Below are 25,889 nucleotides of genomic sequence, written 5' to 3'. Positions count from 1 at the left end.
GCCGCCCTCGATTATTGGTGAAGCTTAGCGGTAGCCCGCAGCTTCCATCGCGTCGTTGGTCAGGGCCTGCGCCTTGGCGAGGGCCTCTTCAACGGTCTGCTGACCGGCGTAGGCCGCCGAGAATTCCTGGCTTACCTCGGTGGCGATGCCGGCAAATTCGGGGATGGCCGCGAATTGCACGCCGACATAGGGAACCGGGTCAACCGTCGGATTCTCGGGGTTGGCCGACAGGATCGAGTCCAGGGTCATCTGGGCGAAGGGCACCTTCATGTATTCCGGGTTCTCGTAGAGCGACTTGCGCGCGCCCGGAGGTACGTTGGCCCAGCCTTCATTGGCAGCAACCAGTTCGATGTAGCTTTTGGACGTGGCCCATTCGACGAACAGCTTGGCCGCGGCTTCTTTCTGGGTGCCGGCAGGGATCGCCAGAGCCCAGGCCCAGAGCCAGTTGGAGCGTTTGCCAAGGCCGTTGTCGGGTGCCAGGGCGAAGCTGACCTTGTCGGCCACTGTCGAGTCGTTGGGGTTGGTCACAAAGGACGCTGCAACCGTGGCGTCGATCCACATGCCGCATTTGCCTTGCTGGAACAGCGACAGATTTTCGTTGAACCCGTTGGTGGCGTAACCGGCGGGGCCGCTTTCGTCCATCATGCCCTTGTAGAAGTTCAGGGTGTTGGCCCAGGCTTCGGTGTCGAACTGGGCGTTCCAGTCCTCGTCGAACCAGCGGGCACCGAACGAGTTGGACATCGCGGTGATGAAGGCGCCGCCTTCGCCCCAACCGGCCTTGCCACGCAGGCAGATGCCGTTGATGTCATTGGCGCGGTCGGTCATCTTGGCCGCCGCCTCGCGGATGAAGGTCCAGGTTGGCGCCTTGGGCATTTCCAGACCGGCCTTTTCCATAAGGTCGGTGCGGTACATGATCATCGAGCTTTCGCCATAGAACGGCGCCGCATACAGCGTGCCTTCGTAGCTCAGGCCGCCTGCCATGGCCGGCAGGATGTCATCGGCATCATACTCGGCGCTGAGATCGTCCAGCGGAACCAGCCAGCCATTCGCGCCCCAGATCGGGGTTTCGTACATGCCGATGGTCATGATGTCGAACGCGCCACCCTTGGTCGAGATGTCGGTGGTCACGCGCTGACGAAGCACGTTTTCTTCAAGCGTGACCCATTCGACAACGTGGCCGGTCTTTGCTGTGAAGTCGTCCGTCAGGCCTTGCATGCGGATCATGTCACCGTTGTTCACGGTGGCAATGGTAACGGTTTCTGCGAACGCGCCGCTCGCGGTGACGAGCGACATGGCGGTCGCTGCGAGAACCGAATTTCTGAGAGACATCCAGAGTTCCTCCTCTTGGTCGGGATGATGGCTCAGTATTACAGATTAAGGTGACGCGCAGTCAATAAAAAATTTACGCGCGTAAACTAAATGCAGTAATATTATTTAGAACAATGAGTTAGGCTGAGTCTCTCATGACAAGATTGCCGTTGAACAGGGTTTCGGCGCGCTCTGCCGGGCGTTCGTCGGTGTCCAGGACCCGGAAAAGAGTGCTGGCGGCACGATTCGCGATGGCCGAATAATCCTGTGCGATCGTGGTCAGCGACGGGCAGGTAAAGCGCGAAAACGGGTGGTCGTCATGCCCGGCGATGCGCAACGCGCAGTCCGGCCCGCGCCCCACTTTCTTGCCCAGCCGATAGGCCGCCGACAACACGCCGATGGCCAGACGGTCGTTGCTGCACAGTACGGTATTGGTGGCGAATGCGTTCTGCGAGATAAATCGCCCGCCCTCGGCGCTGCCGATTTCCTCGAAGTTCCAGCCATCCCCCTCGGCCTGGAAGATATGCGGCTGAAATCCATGGCGCTGCATGCTTTCCAGATAGGCCTGGCGGCGTTTGTTGGCATTCGGGTTGGTTGGAGACTTCATTTCGAACAGGCAGGGCGGCTCGCCGCTGCGGCACAGGTATTCCACCATGAGATCGATGCTTTGAAAGTTGTTCGTACCGACGAACGCCTCGCAGGCGTCCTCGATATTGGCATCGAACAGGACCACCGGAATATGCTTGTTGAAGCTGGCGATATCGTCCCGGTCCGAGATTCGCCCGAACGGCGCAAGGAGCACGCCTGCGGGCTTCAGGGAGCGGAGCAATTCCAGATTGTCGCGTTCCTGAGTCGGGTTGCCGTGCGAGCTGAGGAGGATCGGGCTGTATCCGGCCGCGATACAGGCCAGTTCGACCTCGCGCCCGATTTCCGAAAAGAACGGGTCGGCGAGGTTGGGAACAACAACGCCGATATTCCTGGTTTTACGTCTGTTCTGGTTCACCGCGTAGACATTCGGGCGATAGTCGTATTGCGTCAGGGCCAGTTCGATCCGCTCTCGCGTTGAGCGGCGGACGCTGTCCGGGTCATTGAAATACTTGGACAGGGTCGGGCGCGAGATACCGCTGACGGCCGCGAATTCTTCCATATTGCGGATTTGCTTCAAAGCCATTTTTCGGTCTCTTTTCAAGAACGCTACGCGTGTAAACTTTCTGAAAGATATGACCGGCAACAGGTAAAGATCAAGCCTCGATTCGGCGGGGCGGCCGAACCGTGCTGTGCGTCCAAGGCCCGGGGGTAAATCCGCGGATGGATCGCGCGGCGGCATGTACGCTCGGGGTGACGCGCGGCCCGCGATCGCCCCGGGCGCGCCGCCCAGGTCGTGCAGGAGGCCAGTGGCGGTTTGCAGGGGTGCGCGTTACAGCTCGCCGGCCCAGGGCGGATTTGCGCCGGCACGCGATACGGTGATCGCCGCGACACGCGCGCCGTGGGAAAGGGTTTCGCGCAAGAGCCCGGGCGACAGGGCGGCAAGGCCGGATTTGTGAAGCTGTCCCAGTTCCGACAGTTTGGCCAGGACACCGGCGTTGAACGTATCGCCGGCGCCGACCGTATCGGTGATCTGGGCTTTCAGGGCGGGCACCTGCACCTCTTCACCGTTGGCCAGAAATCCGGTGGCGCCTTCGCCGCCGCGCGTCAGGATTACCAAAGACGGGCCCTTTTCCAGAAGGCGATCCACCTTTTCACGCAGCGACAGCGGCTCGGGGGTGAGCCAGTTGAGATCCTCGTCCGAGACCTTGACGATATCGGACAGCGCAAGCATTCGGTCCAGCCTTTGGCGATAGCGATCGATGTCCCGGATGAAGCCAGGGCGGACATTCGGGTCCAGCATCACGGCCCGAGATCCTGCGCTGCGGTCCAACAGGGCGGCGTAGGCATCCGCTCCCGGCTCGCAGGCCAGGCTGATGCCGCCAAAGTAAAGCGCCGTCACCTCGTCGGTCAGGGCGGGCATGTCTTCTGCCGTCAGCATACGCCCGGCGGAATTCTCGTCGTAGAAATCATAGGTGGCATGGCCGTCGACCAGGCGCACGAAGGCAAGTGTTGTGGGCCGTTCGGCAGGGATCACATGCGACACGTCCACATGGCTGGATTTCAGCCCGTCGACCAGTTGCTGGCCAAAAACGTCGTTCGATACGCCTGTCAGCATACCGGTCTGCACCCCAAGTCGGCCCAGGGCGATCGCAGTGTTGAAGACCGCGCCGCCACAATGTGGCACGAACCCATCCGGCCCGGCCCTGGTGGCGGTGGGGATCATGTCGATCAGAGCCTCTCCGCAGCAGAGTATCATCTGTCAGCCCCTTTTAGATTGTTTCGCGGTCGACCAGGAAACGGTCGGATAACGGCAAGCTGGCTGCACCCAGCGTTTTGGCGCGGTATCCGATCGTGCCTTGCCGGATTTCAGGAAATGAAATTCCCGGAACCGTGAGGGTGTGCAGGGTTGCGGTTGTTCGCCGGACCAATTCCGCGCGCAAGTCCGGCGGCATCGCGCCGTCGATCAGAACGGTTGCAAAATCGACAAGGCAGGTGGACGATACAATCGCCTGCGCCAGGCCGTTTGCCGCCTGATCGAGCCAGGCCCCGAGCACGCCTTGCGGCAGGTGCCAGTGGTCTGGCCGGTCCCAGAGCGTGGTGGTGTCCTTGCCCAGGTTCGCAAGTTCCGCTTCCAGCGCCACCAGGGAGGCCAGATCGACCAACTGGCAGGCGGTGCCGTTTCCTGTGGTCACGGGAATCGACCCCAGCGCTGCCGCGTTGCCGGACTTGCCGGTGTAAAGCGCGTTGTCCAACACAAGGCCGCCCCCGACGAAGTCGCCGATGTAGAAATACAGAAAATCGCGGGGCTTGTTCTGATCCCCGAAGGCCAGTTCGGCACCGCAGGCCGCGGAAGCGTCATTGCAAAGGTAGGTTGGAACATCCAGAGAGGCGCTGATCTCGGCCGCGATGTCGCGCGTCCGCCAGGCCGCAAGCCCATTGTCGCCCACGTCTGTGGTTTCCGCCCAATCCCAAAGCCGGAACGGCAGCGCGATGCCAAGACCGGCCACCCGGCTGCGCTGGGCCTTGGGGAGCTTGTCCAGAAAATCGCCGGACACCTGTTGTGCGAACTGCACGACATAGTCCGGCGTCGGGATGCGGTGGGCCTGGCGGCGATGAAACTTTACGTCGCCCAGAAAATCGATCAGCACAAGCTCGGCCGCCCGGCGCCCGACCTTCAGGCCAAGAAAGAACGCCCCGTCCCTGTTCAGCCCCATCGGGACCGAAGGTTGCCCGACCTTGCCGCGCACGGGCGCGCCCCTGGTCAGAAGGCCGTCCTGTTCCAGCGCACGCATGATCACCGAGACTGTCTGTGCCGACAGTCCGGTCATGCGGGCGATTTCGGCCTTGGACATCGGACCGGCCCGTCGGATGAGCGACAGAACAAGACGTTCGTTGGAGGCGCGCATCGCACTTTGGTTTGTTCCACGCCCGACGCCGCCGACACTGCCGTGTTCGGTTGCGCGATCTGTGTCCGGGCGCGTTTCAAGCAACATGACAGTCCTGTGCAGGTGTTTTGGGGCGGATTTGGCGGCAAATTCGGTGATACAGGCGATTCTGTCAATAAATAAATAACAATGATTTATATATCGTCGGTTGGGGCGTGCCAGTGGCGGGAACTGGGGTGGGCGCGCCGGCCCCGCTGAACCGGTGTTCCAGAAATCTGTTTCGCGCCCGGGATTGGGACGCCGGCTTCCGGGGAAGAGCGGCGCCATGTTTTTGCCGGAAAATGGCCCCTGAATTTCCCATATGTTTCTACAAAATGCCTTACTGCAATGCTGCGAATCGACTCGGCCTGACGCTGCCGCGGCCGAAAGCTGCGCCGGGCGGCGAGCCGTCCGGGCGGGCCGGAGTCTTGTCTTTGAGGGATCGGAGATGAGCGAAAACGAGTTGACCGAACGGGACCGCCTGGGGGCACGCCAGTTTGGAGAAGAAATCATAGAGCCTGGGGAACCCTTTAACGGGGATACCCTGAGCACGATCCGGGCCCTGGTCGCCGAGCATGGCACATCTGCATGTGCTGCCGCGCCGGCCAGTCCGGATTCCAGAGACCAGGACCCGGCATGTGCGCCGGACGAGACTCGGCCGGTTGCCGCGCAGGACGCCCCTGTGGCAAGCGACGCCGACAGGGCGGCGCCGCCGAAACGGGAAACCGTGTCCGAAGCGGTTGGGCAATCCGGTTGGCGCCGCCTGACCATTACCGAGCGCGCCCCGGTGCGCTGGGTGCGACGGCGCCTGGCGACGCCACGGGGAATCGCGGTGATGTTTTTGCTGGCGGTGACGCTGTGGGAGCCGTGGTTCATTCCGGTCCTGTTCGCGGCGCTGGTGTTTGCGGTTCTGATTGTCGGGGCGCTGATCGGGCAGGACAGGCTTGGACGGATCGCGCTGTACCTGCTCAGGCGCCATATCTGGGCCGATCCGGCGCGGGGCGCGGCCTGGCAGAAGGTCTTGCCCGCGCGCTGGCATCCGTTCCTCTACAAGCCGCTGGGCGAGAATGACGCATGGGAAGGCCCCGTGGACCCCAGATTTGCTGAACGATTGGCCCGGTTGCGGTGAGCGGTTGTGAAACGGGCCTTGAATTTGCCGCGGCGCCCAAGTATGTGAGCCTCTGATCAAGGCAAAGAAGAAGCGTCATGGCGAAAACCAATCCGATCACGTTCATTCAGCAAGTCCGCGCGGAAGTGTCCAAAGTTGTCTGGCCGACCCGCCGCGAGACGGTGTTGACGACGGTCATGGTGTTCATCATGGCCGCACTGACGGCGGCGTTTTTCTCGCTGGTCGACATTCTGATCCGGTCGGGTTTGCAGGGCGTTCTGTCCCTGTTCGGCTGATCCCGGTCGCGGACCGGGGGCGGGTTTGCCTCTTGAAATCATCGGGCGGGGCCGGTAGGTCACGGCCAGCTTTGGAACATGGCGTGTGGCGAATCGAGTTGCACGCCGCTTTTTTGTTCCCGAAAGGCCCCGTTTCCAAGGGGCGCGGATCAAGGAGACCGGCACTGCGCCGGCGAAAAACGGGAAGACGAACACATGGCGAAACGGTGGTATTCGGTAAGCGTGCTGTCGAACTTTGAAAAGAAGGTCGCCGAGCAGATTCGCCAGTCGGTGGAAGAGCAGGGTCTGGAAGATCAGATCGACGAGGTTCTGGTGCCGACCGAGGAAGTGATCGAAGTGCGCCGTGGCAAGAAGGTGACGGCCGAGCGCCGTTTCATGCCGGGCTATGTGCTGGTGCATATGGAAATGAGCGATCACGGCTATCACCTGATCAACTCGATCAACCGCGTCACCGGGTTCCTGGGGCCGCAGGGCCGCCCGATGCCGATGCGCGACGCCGAGGTGCAGGGCATTCTGGGCCGCGTGCAGGAAGGCGAGGAAGCGCCCAAGCTGATGATCAGCTTTGAAGTGGGCGAGCGGGTCAAGGTGAACGATGGCCCGTTCGAGGATTTCGATGGCATGGTCGAGGAAGTGGACGACGACAACCAGCGCCTGAAGGTGACGGTGTCGATCTTTGGCCGCGAAACCCCGGTCGAGCTGGAATTCACGCAGGTCACGAAGCAGGGCTGAGCCTGCGACACAGAGATCTGAGGCGCCGCGCGGGGCAACCCGGCGCGGCGTTTTTCGTTTGCGGCTGATGCGGCGGATTGAGTGACGCGCCGCAATCCGGCGCGTTGGCGCGGAAGGTCGACAATGCCTTAGCCGGGCATCTTTTCAAAGGCCGGGATGCTGTCGTCCAGAAGGGTCGCTTTCATCCTGGAGGAGACATAGACATTTGCCTTCGGGGTGAATTCCTCGTGCTCGTTGACGTTACCGGCGCGCAGCCCGAGCATGCCTTCGCGGGCCGAGTTCTGAGTGAACATCGGCGTGCCGCAGGTGTCGCAGAAATGCTTGGTCATCGTGGTGCCGGCATCCGACTTGTGTTGAAAGGTTTTTGGCGTGCCGGTGATCTTTACATCGCCCTCTTTCATGAACATGAGCGTGGCAAAGGCGCTGCCTGTGGAGTGGCGGCACGCGGTACAGTGGCAGTTCGCCATGACCGGCACGTCACCGTCGGCTTCGAATGAGATTTCGCCACACAGGCATTGTCCGGTAAGTCTGGTCACTGGTTGTCCTTTGGATTCGGGCAGAATTTCTTTCACGACTTTAGGGAAATTGCCATGTTCATCAAGTGCTGGGCCGAGGGGTGAACGCTTGCGGGGCGGTGTTGGTGCCGGCATCGGGCGTGGCGTGCGCGGTATCCGCCGGGACAGGGCCGCCATGTGCCGCGTCCCGAAGCCCTTGCCAACCCACCCAATCCGGCGTAAACGGCGCGGATCGTCTTTGGGCGAGATTCTCTCGTGGGAGGTTGGGGCATCGCGATGTCGCGCCGGACCACGCAACATAAACCGGGCGGAACGCGTTTCGTCCTCGTTGAAAGGAAAACCAAATGGCCAAGAAGCTTGCTGGTACGATGAAGCTGCAGGTTCCTGCAGGTCAGGCAAACCCGTCCCCGCCCGTTGGTCCGGCGCTGGGTCAGCGCGGCATCAACATCATGGAATTCTGCAAGGCGTTCAACGCCAAGACGCAGGACATGGAGCCCGGCGCGCCGTGCCCGACCGTGATCACCTATTACCAGGACAAGTCCTTTACCATGGACATCAAGACGCCGCCTGCGTCTTATTACCTGAAAAAGGCTGCCAAGCTGAAATCCGGCGCCAGCACCCCCGGTCGTGAGACTGTCGGGTCCGTGACCGCCGCGCAGGTGAAAGAGATCGCCGAAGCGAAAATGAAAGACCTGAACGCAAACGACATCGAGGCTGCCATGCAGATCGTCCTTGGGTCGGCGCGTTCCATGGGCATCGAGGTGAAGTGATGGCGAAACTTGGTAAGCGGACTGCCGCGGCGCGCGAAGCGTTTGCAGGCAAAGAAAACCTGACCGTTGAAGAGGCTGTTGCGCTGGTCAAGGGCAATGCCTCGGCCAAATTCGACGAGACCGTTGAAATCGCCGTTCAGCTGGGTGTTGACCCGCGCCACGCCGACCAGATGGTTCGTGGTGTTGTGGGCCTGCCCAACGGCACCGGCAAAACCGTGCGCGTGGCTGTGTTTGCCCGTGGCCCGAAGGCTGAAGAAGCCCAGGCCGCCGGCGCGGACATCGTGGGCGCCGAAGACCTGATGGAAACCGTTCAGGGCGGCACCATCGAGTTTGACCGCTGCATCGCGACGCCGGACATGATGCCCGTCGTGGGCCGTCTGGGCAAAGTGCTTGGCCCGCGCAACCTGATGCCGAACCCGAAGGTTGGCACGGTGACGATGGACGTGGCGGATGCGGTGGCCAAGGCCAAGGGCGGCGAAGTGCAGTTCAAGGCCGAGAAGGCCGGTGTTGTGCACGCGGGCGTTGGCAAAGTGTCGTTTGACGATGCCAAGCTGGTAGAAAACGTGCGCTCTTTCATGGACGCCGTTCTGAAGGCCAAGCCGTCGGGCGCCAAGGGTACATATGTCAAGAAAATCGCGCTAAGCTCGACCATGGGCCCGGGCGTGACGATCTCGATCGACAACGCCGCCGCACAGTAAGCCGCGTATATGGCAAGAGATTTGGGGCGCCCCGGTTGGGGCGCCCTTTTTCGTCGCGGATCGTGCCGGCGCGCGGGCCGGGCGGGCCGGGTGCCGGACCGTCCGGGGCGGTGCGCGGGCGGGGCCGGCGAAGGGTAGCATTTGTTTGCGGCGCAAAAACGTGCTATGGTGTCTACCGCAGAGAGATCAAATGACTGTTGGCGGGATTGCCCGGCGGCAGCGTTTGCGTATTTCCGCCCTTGCAAATATTTCCGCCGACCGCTAAATCAGCCCTGCCCATCCTCAAAAGGATTCGAGCAATCGATTCCCTATGGCGGTGGCCTGTCCAAGACGGAGGGTGAGTAGTTTCTCATAATTCCTTCCTGAGATGGGAAACGAGACAAGAATTCTTTGAAGGCTACCTTCGAGCGATCCTGGCCTCCGGACCCGTATGACTGGACCTGAACGCGTTCCCGCGTCGGGGACGCAAACATGAGCCGGGGGGCGAGAGCTTCCCAAATTTGGAGAGAACTGTGGATAGAGCCCAGAAAGAGAAAGTGGTCGAGGAACTCGGCCAGATCTTTGAAAGCTCTGGCGTCGTTGTGGTTGCCCACTACGCCGGCCTCACGGTTGCTGACATGCAGGACCTTCGCGCACGTGCCCGTGACGCGGGTGGCGCCGTGCGTGTCGCCAAGAACAGGCTCGCCAAGATCGCCCTTGAGGGCAAGCCCTGCGAGAGCATGGTTGACCTTCTGTCGGGCATGACCGTTCTGACCTATTCCGAAGACCCCGTGGCAGCAGCCAAGGTGGCCGAGGATTTTGCAAAGACGCACAAGAAATTCGAAATTCTTGGCGGCGCAATGGGTGAGAACGCTCTGGACCGTGCCGGCGTCGAAGCCGTGTCGAAAATGCCGTCGCGCGAGGAGCTTATTGCTACCATCGCAGGCATGATCGGCGCACCTGCTTCGAACATCGCCGGTGCCATTGGCGCACCTGCTTCGAATATCGCATCCATCCTGTCGACCATCGAGGAAAAGGCAGAGGCTGCGTAAAGCAACTTACGAGACCGCGTAAGGACAAGCGTCCGACGTTGGAACACATATCTGTAAACGGAAAGAGTCTAAAATGGCTGATCTGAAAGCACTCGCAGAAAGCATCGTGGGTCTGACCCTGCTGGAAGCACAAGAACTGAAAACCATCCTGAAAGACGAGTACGGCATCGAGCCCGCCGCTGGCGGCGCTGTGATGGTGGCTGGTCCTGCCGGCGACGCCGGTGGTGCTGCTGAAGAAGAGCAGACCGAATTCAACGTGATCCTGAAATCGGCCGGCGCTTCGAAAATCAACGTCATCAAGGAAGTCCGCGCCATCACCGGCCTGGGCCTCAAGGAAGCCAAGGAGCTGGTCGAAGCCGGTGGCAAGGCTGTCAAGGAAGGCGTTTCGAAAGAAGAAGCCGAAGAGATCAAGGGCAAGCTGGAAGCAGCTGGCGCCGAGGTCGAGGTCAAGTAATCCGTGCCGGGGTTTCCCCGGGCGTGATTTTCAAGGCTGGGTCCGGTTTTTCCGGGCCCAGCCGAACCTGTCTCAGAGAGGGCTTTTGAGGAAAGCCCTTTCTCAGGCGAGGTTGTAAACGGGAGGCTGCCTTTGGGACGGTGGCCGGGAATTGTTCAAGCTTCGACCCTCTCGTATGGGCGTGGTGCCGGGGACCCGACGGCAGCCGCGACCGGTGAGAAATGAAAGGTGACATCGACCATGGCTCAGACCTTCCTAGGCCAGAAACGTTTGCGCAAGTATTACGGCAAGATCCGCGAAGTGCTGGAGATGCCGAACCTGATCGAGGTGCAGAAATCCTCGTATGATCTGTTCCTGAATTCGGGCGACGCGCCCGCGCCGAGCGACGGCGAGGGCATCAAGGGCGTGTTCCAGTCGGTGTTCCCGATCAAGGATTTCAACGAGACCAGCGTGCTGGAATTCGTGTCCTATGAGCTGGAAAAGCCGAAATACGATGTCGAGGAATGCCAGCAGCGCGACATGACCTACAGCGCGCCGCTGAAGGTGACGCTGCGGCTGATCGTGTTTGATGTGGACGAGGATACCGGGGCCAAATCGGTCAAGGACATCAAGGAACAGGACGTGTTCATGGGCGACATGCCCCTGATGACGCCCAACGGCACCTTTGTGGTGAACGGCACCGAGCGCGTGATCGTGTCCCAGATGCACCGCTCGCCTGGCGTGTTCTTTGATCACGATAAGGGCAAGACACATTCCTCGGGCAAGCTGTTGTTCGCCTGCCGCATCATTCCCTATCGCGGCTCGTGGCTGGATTTCGAGTTTGACGCCAAGGACATCGTGTTCGCCCGCATCGACCGGCGCCGCAAGCTGCCGGTGACGACGCTGTTGTATGCGCTGGGTCTGGACCAGGAAGGCATCATGGATGCCTATTACGAAACGGTGAACTACAAGCTGGACAAGAACAAGGGTTGGGTTACCAAGTTCTTCCCCGAGCGTGTACGCGGCACCCGTCCGACTTATGATCTGGTGGACGCGGCAACCGGTGAAGTCTTTGCCGAAGCAAGCAAGAAGGTGACGCCGCGCGCGGTGAAGAAGATCATCGACGAAGGCAAGATCACCGATCTGCTGGTGCCGTTCGACATGATCGCGGGCAAGTTCGTGGCCAAGGACATCATCAACGAGGAAACCGGCGCGATCTATGTCGAAGCCGGTGACGAGCTGACGCTGGAATACGACAAGGACGGCACGCTGATCGGCGGCACGGCCAAGGATCTGGTGGATGCCGGGATCACCGAGATTCCCGTTCTGGACATCGACAACATCAATGTCGGACCCTACATGCGCAACACCCTTGCGCTGGACAAGAACATGAACCGCGAAACCGCGCTCATGGATATCTACCGCGTCATGCGCCCGGGCGAGCCGCCCACGGTGGATGCCGCCAGCGCCTTGTTTGACACGCTGTTCTTTGACAGCGAACGCTATGATCTGTCCGCGGTCGGCCGCGTGAAGATGAACATGCGCCTGGCGCTGGACGCCGAAGACACCCAGCGCACGCTGCGCAAGGAAGACATCATCGCCTGCATCAAGGCGCTGGTGGAGCTGCGCGACGGCAAGGGCGACATCGACGACATCGACCATCTGGGCAACCGCCGGGTGCGCTCGGTTGGCGAACTGATGGAAAACCAGTATCGCGTTGGTCTCTTGCGCATGGAGCGCGCGATCAAGGAGCGCATGTCCAGTGTCGAGATCGACACGGTAATGCCGCAGGATCTGATCAACGCCAAGCCGGCCGCCGCCGCCGTGCGTGAGTTCTTTGGTTCGTCGCAGCTGTCGCAGTTCATGGACCAGACCAACCCGCTTTCGGAAGTCACCCACAAACGCCGCTTGTCGGCGCTTGGGCCGGGTGGTCTGACCCGCGAGCGTGCCGGTTTCGAAGTGCGCGATGTGCACCCGACCCATTACGGCCGGATGTGCCCGATTGAAACGCCGGAAGGCCCGAACATCGGTCTGATCAACTCGCTGGCCACTTTTGCGCGTGTGAACAAGTACGGATTCATCGAGACCCCGTATCGCAAGGTTGTGGACGGGCAGGTCACGGATGACGTTCAGTACATGTCCGCGACCGAGGAAATGCGCCACACGGTGGCCCAGGCCAACGCGCATCTGGACGCCAATGGCCGGTTCGAGAACGAGATGGTCAACACCCGCCAGTCGGGCGATTACACCATGGCCCCTGTTGGCGCTGTCGATCTGATCGACGTGTCGCCCAAGCAGTTGGTTTCGGTGGCGGCCTCGCTGATTCCGTTCCTGGAAAACGATGACGCCAACCGCGCCCTGATGGGTTCGAACATGCAGCGTCAGGCGGTTCCGCTGTTGCGCGCCGAGGCGCCGCTGGTCGGCACCGGCATCGAGGAAAAGGTTGCCATTGACTCGGGCGCGGCGATTCAGGCGAAACGCGCCGGGATCATCGACCAGGTGGATGCACAGCGGATTGTTGTGCGCGCCACTTCGGATCTGGAGCTGGGTGACGCGGGTGTGGACATCTATCGCCTTCGCAAGTTCCAGCGCAGCAACCAGAACACCTGTATCAACCAGCGCCCGCTGGTGAAGGTGGGCGACACCGTGACCAAGGGCGAAGTGATCGCCGATGGCCCGTCGACCGATCTGGGGGAACTGGCGCTTGGCAAGAACGTGGTCGTCGCGTTCATGCCGTGGAATGGCTATAACTACGAGGACTCGATCCTGATCTCGGAACGTATCGCGCGCGATGACGTGTTTACTTCGGTGCATATCGAGGAATTCGAAGTCGCGGCCCGTGACACAAAGCTGGGGCCGGAAGAGATCACCCGCGACATTCCCAACGTCGGTGAAGAGGCGCTGCGCAACCTTGACGAGGCGGGCATCGTGTATATCGGCGCGGATGTGGAGCCGGGCGATATTCTGGTGGGCAAGATCACGCCCAAGGGCGAAAGCCCGATGACCCCGGAAGAGAAGCTGCTGCGCGCGATCTTTGGCGAGAAGGCCAGCGATGTGCGTGACACCTCGTTGCGGGTGAAGCCGGGCGATTTCGGCACGGTCGTGGAAGTGCGCGTGTTCAACCGCCACGGTGTGGAAAAGGACGAACGTGCGCTTCAGATCGAGCGGGAAGAGATCGAACGTCTGGCACGTGACCGTGACGACGAACTGGCGATCCTGGACCGCAATATCTATGCCCGTCTGAAGGACATGATCCTGGGCAAGGTGGCTGTGAAGGGCCCCAAGGGCGTCAAGGCGAATTCGGAAATCACCGAAGAGCTGCTCAACAGCCTGAGCCGTGGTCAGTGGTGGCAGCTGGCACTGGCCGACGAGGCCGACGCGCAGGTTGTCGAGGCGCTGAACGAACAGTACGAAGTTCAGAAGCGCGCGCTGGAGCACCGGTTCGAAGACAAGGTGGAGAAGGTGCGCCGTGGCGACGACCTGCCGCCGGGTGTGATGAAGATGGTCAAGGTGTTCATCGCGGTGAAGCGCAAGCTGCAACCGGGTGACAAGATGGCCGGCCGTCACGGCAACAAGGGTGTGATTTCCAAGGTCGTGCCGATGGAAGACATGCCGTTCCTGGCTGACGGGACGCCGGTGGATTTCTGTCTGAACCCGCTGGGCGTGCCGTCGCGCATGAACGTTGGGCAGATTCTGGAAACCCACATGGGCTGGGCCGCGCGCGGCCTTGGGCTGAACGTGGACGAGGCGCTGCAAGAGTATCGCCGCTCGGGTGATCTGACCCCGGTGCGCGAGGCAATGCAGCTGGCCTATGGCGAGGATGTCTATGAAGAAGGCATCACCGGCATGGACGAAGGCCAGCTGATCGAGGCAGCGGGCAACGTGACCCGCGGTGTGCCGATCGCGACGCCGGTGTTCGACGGTGCCAAGGAAGGTGACGTGAACGACGCGCTGACGCGGGCCGGGTTCGACACCAGCGGCCAGTCGGTATTGTTCGACGGTCGGAGCGGTGAACAGTTCAGCCGCCCGGTGACGGTGGGTGTGAAATACCTGCTGAAGCTGCATCACCTGGTGGATGACAAGATCCACGCCCGGTCTACCGGACCTTACAGCCTGGTCACGCAGCAGCCGCTGGGTGGTAAGGCCCAGTTCGGTGGCCAGCGCTTTGGTGAGATGGAAGTCTGGGCGCTGGAAGCCTATGGCGCCGCGTATACCTTGCAGGAAATGCTGACGGTCAAGTCGGATGACGTGGCGGGCCGGACCAAGGTTTATGAAAGCATCGTCAAGGGCGAGGACAATTTTGAAGCGGGCGTACCGGAATCGTTCAACGTTCTGGTCAAAGAAGTCCGTGGCCTTGGCCTGAACATGGAACTCCTGGATGCGGAGGTGGACGAGTAACGGTGCGCCCGAAAGGGCACACCCTACACAGGTGCGCATTCATTGCGCACCGTCCCCCCTGCACCCTCTAACCTTTGAGGTATCAAAATGAACCAGGAACTGACGAACAACCCGTTCAACCCGCTGACCCCGCCCAAGGTCTTTGACGAGATCCGCGTTTCGCTGGCATCGCCCGAGCGGATTCTCTCTTGGTCCTATGGCGAGATCAAGAAGCCCGAAACCATCAACTACCGCACGTTCAAGCCCGAGCGTGACGGCCTGTTCTGTGCGCGTATCTTTGGCCCGATCAAGGATTACGAATGCCTGTGCGGCAAGTACAAGCGCATGAAGTATCGCGGCGTCGTCTGCGAGAAATGCGGTGTGGAAGTCACGCTGCAAAAGGTGCGTCGCGAGCGTATGGGCCATATCGAACTGGCCGCGCCGGTGGCGCATATCTGGTTCCTGAAGTCGCTGCCCAGCCGTATCGGTCTGATGCTGGACATGACGCTGCGCGATCTGGAGCGGGTCCTGTATTTTGAAAACTACGTCGTCATCGAGCCGGGCCTGACCGACCTGCAATACGGTCAGATGCTGACCGAAGAAGAATTCATGGACGCCCAGGATGCCTATGGCATGGACGCGTTCACCGCCAATATCGGTGCCGAGGCAATCCGTGAGATGCTGGCCGCGATCGACCTGGAGAGCGAAGCCGACCAACTGCGCGCCGATCTGGCCGAAGCCACCGGCGAGTTGAAACCCAAGAAGATTATCAAGCGTCTGAAAGTGGTCGAGTCTTTCCTGGAATCCGGCAACCGCCCGGAGTGGATGGTCTTGACGGTGATCCCGGTGATCCCGCCGGAACTGCGCCCGCTGGTACCGCTGGACGGGGGCCGGTTCGCGACCTCGGATCTGAACGATCTGTACCGCCGTGTCATCAACCGGAACAACCGTCTGAAGCGGCTGATCGAACTGCGCGCGCCCGACATCATCGTGCGCAACGAAAAGCGGATGTTGCAGGAATCGGTTGACGCGTTGTTTGACAATGGCCGTCGCGGCCGGGTCATCACCGGTGCCAACAAGCGCCCGCTGAAATCGCTAAGCGACATGCTGAAGGGCAAGCAGGGCCGCTTCCGTCAGAACCTTCTGGGCAAGCGGGTCGACTTCTCGGGCCGTTCGGTGATTGTGACCGGTCCGGAGCTGAAGCTGCATCAATGCGGCCTGCCCAAGAAGATGGCGCTGGAGCTGTTCAAGCCGTTCATCTATTCGCGGCTGGAGGCCAAGGGCCTGTCCAGCACCGTGAAGCAGGCCAAGAAGCTGGTGGAAAAGGAACGTCCCGAAGTTTGGGACATCCTGGACGAGGTGATCCGCGAACACCCGGTCATGCTGAACCGCGCGCCGACGCTGCACCGTCTGGGCATTCAGGCCTTTGAACCGATCCTGATCGAAGGCAAGGCGATCCAGTTGCATCCGCTGGTCTGTTCGGCTTTCAATGCCGACTTTGACGGCGACCAGATGGCCGTGCACGTGCCGCTGAGCCTTGAGGCCCAGCTGGAAGCGCGTGTTCTGATGATGTCCACCAACAACGTGCTGTCGCCAGCCAATGGCGCGCCGATCATCGTGCCGTCGCAGGATATGATCCTGGGCTTGTATTACACGACGATCATGCGCGAAGGCATGAAAGGCGAGGGCATGGTGTTCTCGTCGATCGAGGAAGTCCAGTATGCGCTGGACTCGGGTGCCGTTCATCTGCACGCCAAGATCACCGCGCGGGTTCCGCAAATCGATGAGAACGGTCTGGAAGTGTTCACGCGCTACGAGACCACGCCGGGCCGCGTGCGGCTGGGCGCGCTGCTGCCGCAGAACGCCAAGGCGCCGTTCGACCTGGTCAACAAGCTGTTGCGCAAGAAGGACGTGCAGAACGTCATCGACACCGTGTATCGCTATTGCGGCCAGAAAGAGAGCGTCATCTTCTGTGACCAGATCATGTCGATGGGCTTTCGCGAGGCGTTCAAGGCGGGCATTTCGTTCGGCAAGGACGACATGGTGATCCCGGATGGCAAATGGACCATCGTGGACGAGACCCGCGAGCAGGTGAAGGACTTTGAACAGCAGTACATGGACGGCCTGATCACCCAGGGCGAAAAGTACAACAAGGTCGTCGATGCATGGTCGAAATGTAACGACAAGGTCACGGACGCGATGATGAACACCATCTCGGCCGCCAAGCGTGACGAAAATGGCGCCGAGTCGGAACCGAACTCGGTTTACATGATGGCGCATTCCGGCGCGCGTGGTTCGGTTACGCAGATGAAACAGTTGGGCGGGATGCGCGGCCTGATGGCCAAGCCGAACGGCGACATCATCGAAACGCCGATCATCTCGAACTTCAAGGAGGGCCTGACCGTTCTTGAATACTTCAACTCGACCCACGGCGCGCGGAAAGGTCTGTCCGACACCGCGTTGAAGACGGCGAACTCGGGGTATCTGACACGCCGCCTGGTGGACGTGGCACAGGATTGCATCGTGCGGTCGCGTGATTGCGGCACCGACAATGCGATCACCGCCGAACCGGCCGTGAATGACGGCGAGGTTGTGGCCTCGTTGGCGGAACGTGTTCTGGGCCGTGTGGCGGCGGATGACATCCTGCGTCCGGGTACGGATGAGGTGATCGTGTCTGCCGGTCAGTTGATTGACGAGCGTATGGCCGACATGATCGACGAGGCCGGCGTTGCGATCGCGCGGATCCGCAGCCCGTTGACCTGCGAGGCCGAGGAAGGCGTGTGCGCCCAGTGCTACGGGCGCGACCTGGCGCGCGGCACGATGGTGAATACGGGCGAGGCCGTGGGCATCATCGCGGCGCAATCCATCGGCGAACCGGGCACGCAATTGACGATGCGGACCTTCCACATCGGCGGCGTTGCGCAAGGTGGCCAGCAATCGTTCCTTGAGGCAAGTCAGAACGGCAAGGTTGAATTCGAGAATGCCTCGATCCTGGAAAATGCTTCGGGCGAACCGTTGGTGATGGGCCGCAACATGAAGCTGCGTATCCTTGACGAGAATGGTGAGGAACGGGCCAGCCACAAGGTGGGCTATGGTTCCAAGCTGCATGTCAAGGACGGGCAGAGCGTGGCGCGTGGCGACAAGCTGTTCGAATGGGATCCCTACACGTTGCCGATCATCGCCGAGAAATCGGGCGCCGCGAAATTCGTGGACCTGGTTTCGGGGGTTTCTGTTCGTGAAGAGACCGACGAAGCCACCGGCATGACCCAGAAGATCGTGTCCGACTGGCGTGCGGCGCCGCGTGGCAACGAGCTGAAGCCGGAGATCATCCTGGTCGATGGCGACGGAGAGCCGGTGCGCAACGAGTCCGGTAACCCGGTGCATTACCCGATGTCGGTGGATGCGATCCTGTCGATCGAGGAAGGCCAGGATATCAGCGCCGGTGACGTGGTCGCGCGTATTCCGCGCGAGGGTGCCAAGACCAAGGACATCACCGGCGGTCTGCCGCGTGTGGCCGAACTGTTCGAGGCGCGCCGTCCGAAGGATCACGCGATCATCGCCGAGATCGATGGCTATGTGCGGTTCGGCCGCGACTACAAGAACAAGCGCCGGATCTCGATCGAGCCGAGCGACGAGTCGATGGAACCCGTCGAGTACATGGTGCCGAAAGGCAAGCACATCCCGGTGCAGGAAGGCGACTTCGTGCAGAAGGGTGACTATATCATGGACGGGAACCCGGCGCCGCATGACATCCTGTCGATCATGGGTGTCGAGGCGCTGGCGGATTACATGATCAACGAGGTGCAGGAGGTCTATCGTCTTCAGGGCGTGAAGATCAACGACAAGCACATCGAAGTGATCGTTCGCCAGATGTTGCAGAAGTGGGAGATCCAGGATTCGGGCGACACGACGCTGCTGAAAGGCGAGCATGTCGAGAAGTCCGAGTTTGACGCCGCCAACGAAAAGGCGCTGAGCAAGGGCGGACGCCCGGCCCAGGGCGAGCCGATCCTGCTGGGGATCACCAAGGCGTCGCTGCAAACCCGCAGCTTTATCTCGGCAGCTTCGTTCCAGGAGACAACCCGCGTTCTGACCGAAGCTTCGGTGCAGGGCAAAAAGGACAAGCTGGTTGGTCTGAAGGAAAACGTGATCGTCGGCCGTCTGATCCCGGCGGGCACCGGTGGCGCGACGCAGAATGTGCGCCGCGTGGCCCAGGAGCGCGACAATGTCGTGATCGAGGCACGCCGCGAAGAGGCGGAAGCCGCCGCTGCCCTGGCAGCGCCGGTGGAAGATCTTGACGCGGATGACGTGTTCGGCAGCGGGCTGGTTGAGACGCCCGAAAGCCGCGATCTGGACTAAGCGTCAGATCTGAAGGAACAAGAAAAGCCCCCGGCATCGAGCCGGGGGCTTTTCTGCCTTTGGCGAGAGTATTTGTGGCAAAATGAAGTCGAAGGGAGGCGTGCGGTTGCGCGGGTCGCCCAATCCCGACGCTGCCCTGGTGATGAACGCTGTTACAGCAATGTGCATGAACTGGGCCCGGGGTATTGGAAAAAGGATCGCCGATTCGGAGCCGGCGTGGTGGGATCGCCTTGCCGAGCGACGAGTGCGGTCTGACGTTGTTGTAGTCGTATCGCCATAACGGCGCGTCCCGGCGGCATGTTCGGCCTTGTTCGCCAAACCTGCCAGCGCGTAAGGTCGCGCGGTTGCATCAATCCGGGGTGAGGCTGTTGAACCTGTCCGACAATTTAAAGGGCGCGCTGTTGATGATGTGCTCCATGGCAGCGTTTACGCTGAACGACACGTTCGTGAAGCTGTTGGGGCCGCAGGTGCCGCTGTTCCAGATGCTGTTTCTGCGGGGCGTTGCCTCGACGGTGCTGATCTTTGGGCTGGCGCGGGCGCTGGGGCCGATCCGGCTTTGGTTTCCGGCGCGGGATTGGGGCCTTGTGTCGCTGCGCACGGGCGCCGAGATCGCGGCGGCCTATTTCTTTATCACGGCGCTGTATCACATGCCGATTGCCAATGTGACGGCGGTTTTGCAGGTGCTGCCGCTGACCGTGACGCTGGGGGGGGCGCTGTTTTTTGGCGAGGCGGTGGGTTGGCGGCGGATGAGCGCCATTCTGGCCGGGTTTTTCGGCATGTTGCTGATTGTTCGGCCGGGGCCGGACGGGTTTGACATTTATGCGGTATATGCGCTGGCGGCGGTGGGGGCGGTGACGGTACGGGACCTGTCGACGCGGCGGATGTCAGCGCAGGTGCCGTCGATGACGGTAACATTGGCGGCGTCGCTGGGGGTGACGGTGTTTTCCGGGGTGGCCAGCCTGGGGGTGGATTGGGTGGCGCTGGATGGGCGGCAGGCAGGGCTGTTGGCGGGCGCGTCAGTGTTTATCCTGGGCGGCTATCTGTTTTCGGTGCTGGTGATGCGCAGCGGCGATATCTCGTTCACCGCGCCGTTCCGGTATACCGGTTTGTTATGGGCGCTGGTTCTGGGGCTGGTGGTGTTTGGCGATTGGCCGGATACGCTCACCCTGATTGGCAGCGCGGTTGTGGTGGTGGCCGGGGTGTTCACCTTGATCCGGGGGCGGCGCCTGGCTCAGGCATAGTGCGCGCGCACCTGATCGGCATCGATGTTGAACACGCGGCGCAGATGCGTTTCGGTCCTGGCGTCGAGCAGGTCCAGTTGCACCGGGCGCACGTTCTTTTTCTGGCGCGAATCGTTGTGGTCGGAATGGCCGCGAATGAACATGTCCTCGCCCGTGAAGCTGGTGACGGGCATGAAGCGGGCCAGTTTGGAATGGCCGAAATTCAGGATCGACAGATCGACGCCCGGGCGCACGGCCATGGCCAGACCGGCGGTCCAGAGATGTTCGATCGTGGGTTTGCCCAGGATGCCGCGCGCGCTGGGCGCGGCGATATAGCCCTGGTTGAAATCGATGGCGATATGGCGGTTCTTGCGCAGCAGCGGGACAAGGTCGTCGGCGGCCTCGCGCAGGCGTTCGACATAGCGGATGGCGACGGCGTCGTCGTCATCCATGCGGAATTGCAGGCAGGGCGCGTCACGGTTATCGCGCACCGCATTGACGGCCTGTTTCATCACCTGGCGGTGCGGGCCGGGGGCGTGTTCCTGCACGACCGCCTGGGGAATGTCGGCCAGTTGATCCATCAGCCTGTCGCGCCAGCGCGCGGGCATGGCATCGCCGATCACCACCAGAAAGGTGAAGTCGGCATCGCTTTGGGCACGCAGCGGGGGCAGGGTGAAGCATTCGAACAGGCGGAAGCGTTCCTCCATCCGGTCGGGCGCGTAGAGAAAGGCCATGCGCTCTTCGGGGGAGGCGTGATCGACCTGGAAACCGCCCAGGGCGGGGTAGGAGAAACGGCAGATGCCGATCACCTGCATGTCGCGGCTGTGCATGAGAATTTCACCCCTGTTACCCGGTTTCGAGCATGGCATTGCGTGTGGCGGGGTGCAACCGGGGGGTGCTGTTGACAAGGCGGGCGACTCCGCCTATACGCCCGCCTATCCGGCGAGTGGGTTAAGCCTCGTGAGCCGATATCATAACTGTAGTGGTCAAGGTCCGGGCTGTTTTGAAGCCCGCACCCTCTGAGAACACACCGCGTCGTTCGCCTCGGAATGGGAACGATTGCGGTTTTTGCGCTTGTGGCAACGCCGGGCGCATGAACTGAAACCCGCATGGGGCCCGTGTGCCTTCATGCAGCACATGTAGGAAAACGGGAAAGAGACCCTATGCCAACGATCCAGCAGCTGATCCGCAAACCGCGTCAGCCCAAAATCAAGCGCTCGAAGTCGATGCACCTTGAGCAGTGCCCCCAGAAACGCGGCGTTTGCACCCGCGTTTACACCACCACCCCGAAAAAGCCGAACTCGGCCATGCGGAAAGTGGCGAAGGTGCGTCTGACCAACGGCTACGAAGTGATTTCGTACATCCCCGGCGAGAGCCACAACCTGCAGGAACACTCGGTTGTGTTGATCCGCGGCGGCCGTGTGAAAGACCTTCCCGGCGTTCGTTACCACATCCTGCGCGGTGTTCTGGATACACAGGGCGTCAAGGATCGTAAGCAGCGGCGTTCGAAATACGGTGCCAAGCGTCCCAAGTGATGCAATCGGCACCATTCCGGGCCTGACCCGGAATATCGAATTCCATGAGGCCCCGGATCAGATCCGGAGCATGTTGAGACAAGAAATGAGGTACGACACATGTCACGTCGTCACGCCGCTGAAAAACGCGAAGTTCTGCCCGACGCCAAATATGGCGATCGGGTTCTGACCAAATTCATGAACAACCTGATGATCGACGGCAAGAAGTCGGTCGCGGAAACGATCGTTTACAATGCGCTGGATCGCGTTGAGAACAAGATCAAACGCGCCCCCGTCGAGGTGTTCCACGAGGCCCTGGACAATATCAAGCCCAGCGTCGAGGTTCGTTCGCGCCGGGTGGGTGGTGCCACCTATCAGGTTCCGGTTGAAGTGCGCCCCGAGCGCCGCGAAGCCCTGGCCATCCGCTGGCTGATCACCGCGTCGCGCAACCGCAACGAAAACACCATGGAAGAACGCCTGGCCGGCGAACTTCTGGACGCCGTGAATTCCCGCGGCACCGCTGTCAAGAAGCGGGAAGACACTCACAAGATGGCCGAGGCGAACAAAGCCTTCAGCCATTATCGCTGGTAATCCCCAGAGGACATTAGACCAATGGCACGCGAATATCCGCTCGAACTATACCGCAACTTCGGTATCATGGCGCACATCGATGCAGGCAAGACCACCTGTTCGGAACGCATCCTGTATTACACCGGCAAATCCCACAACATCGGTGAGGTGCACGACGGTGCGGCCACCATGGACTGGATGGAGCAGGAACAGGAACGCGGCATCACCATCACGTCGGCTGCGACCACCACCTTCTGGGAACGCACCGAAGATGGCGCCACCGCCGACACGCCCAAGCACCGTCTGAACATCATCGACACCCCCGGCCACGTCGACTTTACCATTGAAGTCGAACGTTCGCTGGCCGTGCTTGATGGCGCAGTCTGTGTGCTGGACGCCAATGCCGGTGTGGAACCCCAGACCGAAACCGTGTGGCGCCAGGCTGACCGCTACAAGGTGCCGCGCATGGTGTTCGTCAACAAGATGGACAAGATCGGCGCCGACTTCTTCAACTGTGTCAACATGATCCAGGACCGCACCGGTGCGCTTCCGGTTCCGGTTGGCATTCCGATCGGCGCCGAGACCGAGCTGGAAGGCCTGATCGACCTGGTGACCATGGAAGAATGGCTGTGGCAGGGCGAAGACCTTGGCGCATCGTGGGTCAAGGCCCCGATTCGTGACAGCCTGAAGGACATGGCCGACGAATGGCGCGGTAAGATGATCGAAGCGGCCGTCGAAATGGACGACGACGCGATGATGGAATATCTGGAAGGCAACGAGCCCGACGTGCCGACCCTGCGCAAATTGCTGCGCAAGGGATGCCTGTCGCTGTCGTTCGTGCCGGTTCTGGGCGGCTCGGCCTTCAAGAACAAGGGTGTTCAGCCGCTGCTCAATGCCGTGATCGACTATCTGCCCAGCCCGCTGGACGTTGTTGATTACATGGGCTTCAAACCCGGCGACGAGACCGAAACCCGGAACATTCCGCGCCGGGCGGACGACAACATGGCGTTTTCGGGCCTGGCGTTCAAGATCATGAACGACCCCTTCGTTGGCTCGCTGACCTTTACCCGCGTCTATTCGGGCGTTCTGAACAAGGGTGACACGCTCCTGAACTCGACCAAGGGCAAGAAAGAGCGCGTTGGCCGGATGATGATGATGCACTCGAACAACCGTGAGGAAATCACGGAAGCGTTCGCTGGCGACATCATTGCGCTGGCAGGTCTGAAGGACACCACGACAGGTGACACGCTGTGTGCGGTCAACGATCCGGTGGTTCTGGAAACCATGACCTTCCCCGATCCCGTGATCGAAATTGCGGTTGAGCCCAAGACCAAAGCCGACCAGGAGAAAATGTCTCAGGGTCTGGCCCGTCTGGCCGCCGAGGATCCTTCGTTCCGGGTTGAGACCGACATCGAGTCGGGTCAGACCATCATGAAGGGCATGGGCGAACTGCATCTGGACATTCTGGTGGATCGTCTGAAGCGTGAGTTCAAGGTGGAAGCCAATATCGGCGCGCCACAGGTGGCGTATCGTGAAACCATCTCGCGTCAGATCGAGCATACCTACACCCACAAGAAACAGTCGGGTGGGTCCGGTCAATACGCCGAAGTCAAGCTGGAGATCGCCCCGACAGAGCCCGGCGAAGGTTATTCGTTCGAAAGCCGCATCGTGGGCGGTGCCGTGCCCAAGGAATACATTCCGGGCGTCGAAAAGGGCATCAAATCGGTCATGGATTCCGGTCCGCTGGCTGGCTTCCCGGTGATCGACTTCAAGGTGGCGCTGATCGACGGCAAGTTCCACGACGTGGACTCGTCGGTTCTGGCCTTTGAGATCGCGGCCCGCATGGGTATGCGCGAAGGCATGAAGCTGGCAGGTGCCAAGTTGCTGGAGCCGATCATGAAGGTCGAAGTGATTACCCCGGAAGAATATACCGGCGGGATCATCGGCGATCTGACCTCGCGTCGGGGCCAGGTGACAGGGCAGGAACCGCGCGGCAATGCCGTGGCGATCGATGCGTTCGTGCCGCTGGCCAACATGTTCGGCTACATCAATACCTTGCGTTCGATGTCGTCGGGCCGCGCCCAGTTCACGATGCAGTTCGACCATTACGATCCGGTTCCGCAGAATATCTCGGACGAGATTCAGGCGAAATACGCATAAAAAACAGGTGCGTGGGCAACCACGCACCCTACACCCCGCAGGGTGCGTGCAGGCACGCACCATCCGATCAGGAAAAGAGGAGCCTATTCATGGCCAAGGAAAAGTTTGAACGCAGCAAACCGCACTGCAACATCGGCACCATCGGTCACGTTGACCATGGCAAGACGACTCTGACGGCGGCGATCACCAAGCAATTCGGTGACTTCAAGGCCTATGACGAGATTGACGGCGCGCCGGAAGAGAAAGCGCGCGGGATCACGATCTCGACGGCGCATGTGGAGTATGAAACCGACGCGCGCCACTATGCGCATGTGGACTGCCCCGGCCACGCGGACTATGTGAAGAACATGATCACGGGTGCGGCGCAGATGGACGGCGCGATCCTGGTTGTGAACGCGGCCGACGGCCCGATGCCGCAGACGCGCGAGCACATTCTTCTGGGTCGCCAGGTGGGTATTCCCGCGATGGTCGTGTTCATGAACAAGGTTGACCAGGTTGACGACGAAGAGCTTCTGGAGCTTGTCGAGATGGAAATCCGCGAGCTTCTGACCGAGTACGGCTATCCGGGCGACGACATTCCGGTCATCGCCGGGTCGGCTCTGGCGGCTCTGGAAGACCGCGACGACGCGATTGGCAAGGACAAGATTGCCGAGCTGATGAAAGCGGTTGACGAGTTCATCCCGCAGCCGCCGCGCGCGGTTGACGAGCCGTTCCTGATGCCGATCGAGGACGTGTTCTCGATCTCGGGCCGTGGCACGGTTGTGACCGGTCGTGTGGAGCGCGGCGTGATCAATGTTGGCGACAACATCGAGATCGTTGGCATCAAGGACACGCAGACCACGACCTGTACGGGTGTTGAAATGTTCCGCAAGCTGCTGGATCGCGGCGAGGCGGGCGACAACATCGGCGCGCTGCTGCGCGGGATCGACCGTGAGGCGGTTGAGCGTGGTCAGGTTCTGTGCAAGCCGGGCTCGGTGACACCGCACACCAAGTTCGAAGCCGAAGCCTATATCCTGACGAAGGATGAAGGTGGTCGCCACACGCCGTTCTTCGCGAACTATCGCCCGCAGTTCTACTTCCGCACGACGGACGTGACGGGCACGGTTCAGCTGCCCGAGGGCACCGAGATGGTGATGCCGGGCGACAACCTGAAGTTCAACGTTGAACTGATCGCCCCGATCGCGATGGAGCAGGGCCTGCGCTTTGCCATCCGCGAAGGCGGCCGCACCGTGGGTTCGGGCGTCGTGTCGAAGATCATCGAGTAAGGCACCGGCGGCTCTGCCGCCCCGCCC

Annotated in this window: 20 protein-coding genes; 14 read left to right on the top strand and 6 right to left on the bottom strand. The window is 61.1% G+C overall.

Annotation, left to right across the window (positions count from 1 at the left end):
- Window positions 1-24: 24 nt before the first annotated feature.
- The 4 genes from I3253_RS05670 to I3253_RS05655 form a co-directional block, all read right to left on the bottom strand.
- Window positions 25-1,329 (bottom strand): ABC transporter substrate-binding protein, encoded by a 1,305-nt coding sequence (locus tag I3253_RS05670; protein ID WP_197916676.1) that lies wholly within the window; start codon window positions 1,327-1,329, stop codon window positions 25-27.
- 118 nt (window positions 1,330-1,447) lie between these two features.
- The gene (locus tag I3253_RS05665; RefSeq protein ID WP_197916675.1) at window positions 1,448-2,479 is read right to left on the bottom strand and encodes a LacI family DNA-binding transcriptional regulator; all 1,032 of its coding nucleotides are present in this window, start codon (window positions 2,477-2,479) and stop codon (window positions 1,448-1,450) included.
- 246 nt (window positions 2,480-2,725) lie between these two features.
- Window positions 2,726-3,652, bottom strand: a complete 927-nt coding sequence (locus I3253_RS05660) for a carbohydrate kinase family protein (RefSeq protein WP_197916674.1) — start codon at window positions 3,650-3,652, stop codon at window positions 2,726-2,728.
- Window positions 3,653-3,665: 13 nt separating this feature from the next.
- Complete coding sequence (locus tag I3253_RS05655) at window positions 3,666-4,802, bottom strand: ROK family transcriptional regulator (RefSeq protein WP_197916948.1); 1,137 nt, start codon at window positions 4,800-4,802, stop codon at window positions 3,666-3,668.
- A 700-nt stretch (window positions 4,803-5,502) separates the two neighbouring features.
- Between I3253_RS05655 and I3253_RS05650 the strand changes: the two genes are divergently transcribed.
- From I3253_RS05650 to nusG, 3 genes are all read left to right on the top strand, one after another.
- Entirely contained in the window at window positions 5,503-5,949 is a 447-nt protein-coding gene (locus I3253_RS05650) for a hypothetical protein (protein WP_197916673.1), read from the top strand.
- A 77-nt stretch (window positions 5,950-6,026) separates the two neighbouring features.
- Window positions 6,027-6,224, top strand: coding sequence for a preprotein translocase subunit SecE (secE, locus tag I3253_RS05645; protein ID WP_197916672.1), 198 nt, complete (start codon window positions 6,027-6,029; stop codon window positions 6,222-6,224).
- A 195-nt stretch (window positions 6,225-6,419) separates the two neighbouring features.
- A complete protein-coding gene (gene nusG / locus I3253_RS05640) occupies window positions 6,420-6,953 on the top strand; it encodes a transcription termination/antitermination protein NusG (protein ID WP_197916671.1) in 534 nt (177 codons plus the stop codon).
- A 128-nt stretch (window positions 6,954-7,081) separates the two neighbouring features.
- Here the strand turns inward: nusG and I3253_RS05635 are convergent, their stop codons facing one another.
- Complete coding sequence (locus I3253_RS05635; RefSeq protein WP_197916670.1) at window positions 7,082-7,645, bottom strand: GFA family protein; 564 nt, start codon at window positions 7,643-7,645, stop codon at window positions 7,082-7,084.
- Between the two features lie 167 nt (window positions 7,646-7,812).
- Between I3253_RS05635 and rplK the strand changes: the two genes are divergently transcribed.
- The 7 genes from rplK to I3253_RS05600 all read left to right on the top strand — a co-directional run bounded on the left by rplK (window position 7,813) and on the right by I3253_RS05600 (window position 20,374).
- The gene (gene rplK / locus I3253_RS05630; RefSeq protein WP_197916669.1) at window positions 7,813-8,238 is read left to right on the top strand and encodes a 50S ribosomal protein L11; all 426 of its coding nucleotides are present in this window, start codon (window positions 7,813-7,815) and stop codon (window positions 8,236-8,238) included.
- Window positions 8,238-8,936, top strand: a complete 699-nt coding sequence (rplA, locus tag I3253_RS05625; protein WP_197916668.1) for a 50S ribosomal protein L1 — start codon at window positions 8,238-8,240, stop codon at window positions 8,934-8,936. Before rplK ends, rplA begins: the two co-directional genes overlap by 1 nt.
- A gap of 512 nt (window positions 8,937-9,448) precedes the next feature.
- Window positions 9,449-9,967, top strand: a complete 519-nt coding sequence (gene rplJ / locus I3253_RS05620) for a 50S ribosomal protein L10 (RefSeq protein ID WP_197916667.1) — start codon at window positions 9,449-9,451, stop codon at window positions 9,965-9,967.
- Window positions 9,968-10,040: 73 nt separating this feature from the next.
- A complete protein-coding gene (rplL, locus tag I3253_RS05615) occupies window positions 10,041-10,421 on the top strand; it encodes a 50S ribosomal protein L7/L12 (protein WP_197916666.1) in 381 nt (126 codons plus the stop codon).
- 240 nt (window positions 10,422-10,661) lie between these two features.
- A complete protein-coding gene (gene rpoB, locus I3253_RS05610; RefSeq protein ID WP_197916665.1) occupies window positions 10,662-14,798 on the top strand; it encodes a DNA-directed RNA polymerase subunit beta in 4,137 nt (1,378 codons plus the stop codon).
- Window positions 14,799-14,885: 87 nt separating this feature from the next.
- Entirely contained in the window at window positions 14,886-19,133 is a 4,248-nt protein-coding gene (gene rpoC / locus I3253_RS05605; protein WP_197916664.1) for a DNA-directed RNA polymerase subunit beta', read from the top strand.
- Between the two features lie 359 nt (window positions 19,134-19,492).
- Window positions 19,493-20,374, top strand: a complete 882-nt coding sequence (locus tag I3253_RS05600) for a DMT family transporter (RefSeq protein WP_408647779.1) — start codon at window positions 19,493-19,495, stop codon at window positions 20,372-20,374.
- Here I3253_RS05600 and I3253_RS05595 read toward each other — a convergent pair.
- A complete protein-coding gene (locus I3253_RS05595) occupies window positions 20,365-21,183 on the bottom strand; it encodes a putative rhamnosyl transferase (protein ID WP_232236930.1) in 819 nt (272 codons plus the stop codon). The genes I3253_RS05600 and I3253_RS05595 overlap by 10 nt on opposite strands.
- Window positions 21,184-21,516: 333 nt before the next feature.
- Here I3253_RS05595 and rpsL point away from each other — a divergent pair, with 333 nt between their 5' ends.
- From rpsL to tuf, 4 genes are all read left to right on the top strand, one after another.
- A complete protein-coding gene (gene rpsL / locus I3253_RS05590) occupies window positions 21,517-21,888 on the top strand; it encodes a 30S ribosomal protein S12 (protein WP_050931498.1) in 372 nt (123 codons plus the stop codon).
- A gap of 99 nt (window positions 21,889-21,987) precedes the next feature.
- Window positions 21,988-22,458, top strand: coding sequence for a 30S ribosomal protein S7 (gene rpsG / locus I3253_RS05585; RefSeq protein WP_197916663.1), 471 nt, complete (start codon window positions 21,988-21,990; stop codon window positions 22,456-22,458).
- Window positions 22,459-22,479: 21 nt separating this feature from the next.
- Complete coding sequence (gene fusA, locus I3253_RS05580) at window positions 22,480-24,597, top strand: elongation factor G (RefSeq protein WP_197916662.1); 2,118 nt, start codon at window positions 22,480-22,482, stop codon at window positions 24,595-24,597.
- An 89-nt stretch (window positions 24,598-24,686) separates the two neighbouring features.
- Window positions 24,687-25,862: an elongation factor Tu gene (gene tuf / locus I3253_RS05575; RefSeq protein ID WP_197916661.1), complete on the top strand. Its 1,176-nt coding sequence runs from the start codon at window positions 24,687-24,689 to the stop codon at window positions 25,860-25,862.
- Window positions 25,863-25,889: the final 27 nt, after the last annotated feature.

Source organism: Thiosulfatihalobacter marinus (genome assembly GCF_016019955.1).
Lineage (GTDB): Bacteria > Pseudomonadota > Alphaproteobacteria > Rhodobacterales > Rhodobacteraceae > Shimia > Shimia marinus_A.
The sequence above is the reverse complement of the archived record's forward strand: the minus strand, read 5'-3'. Positions and strand labels throughout refer to the sequence as shown.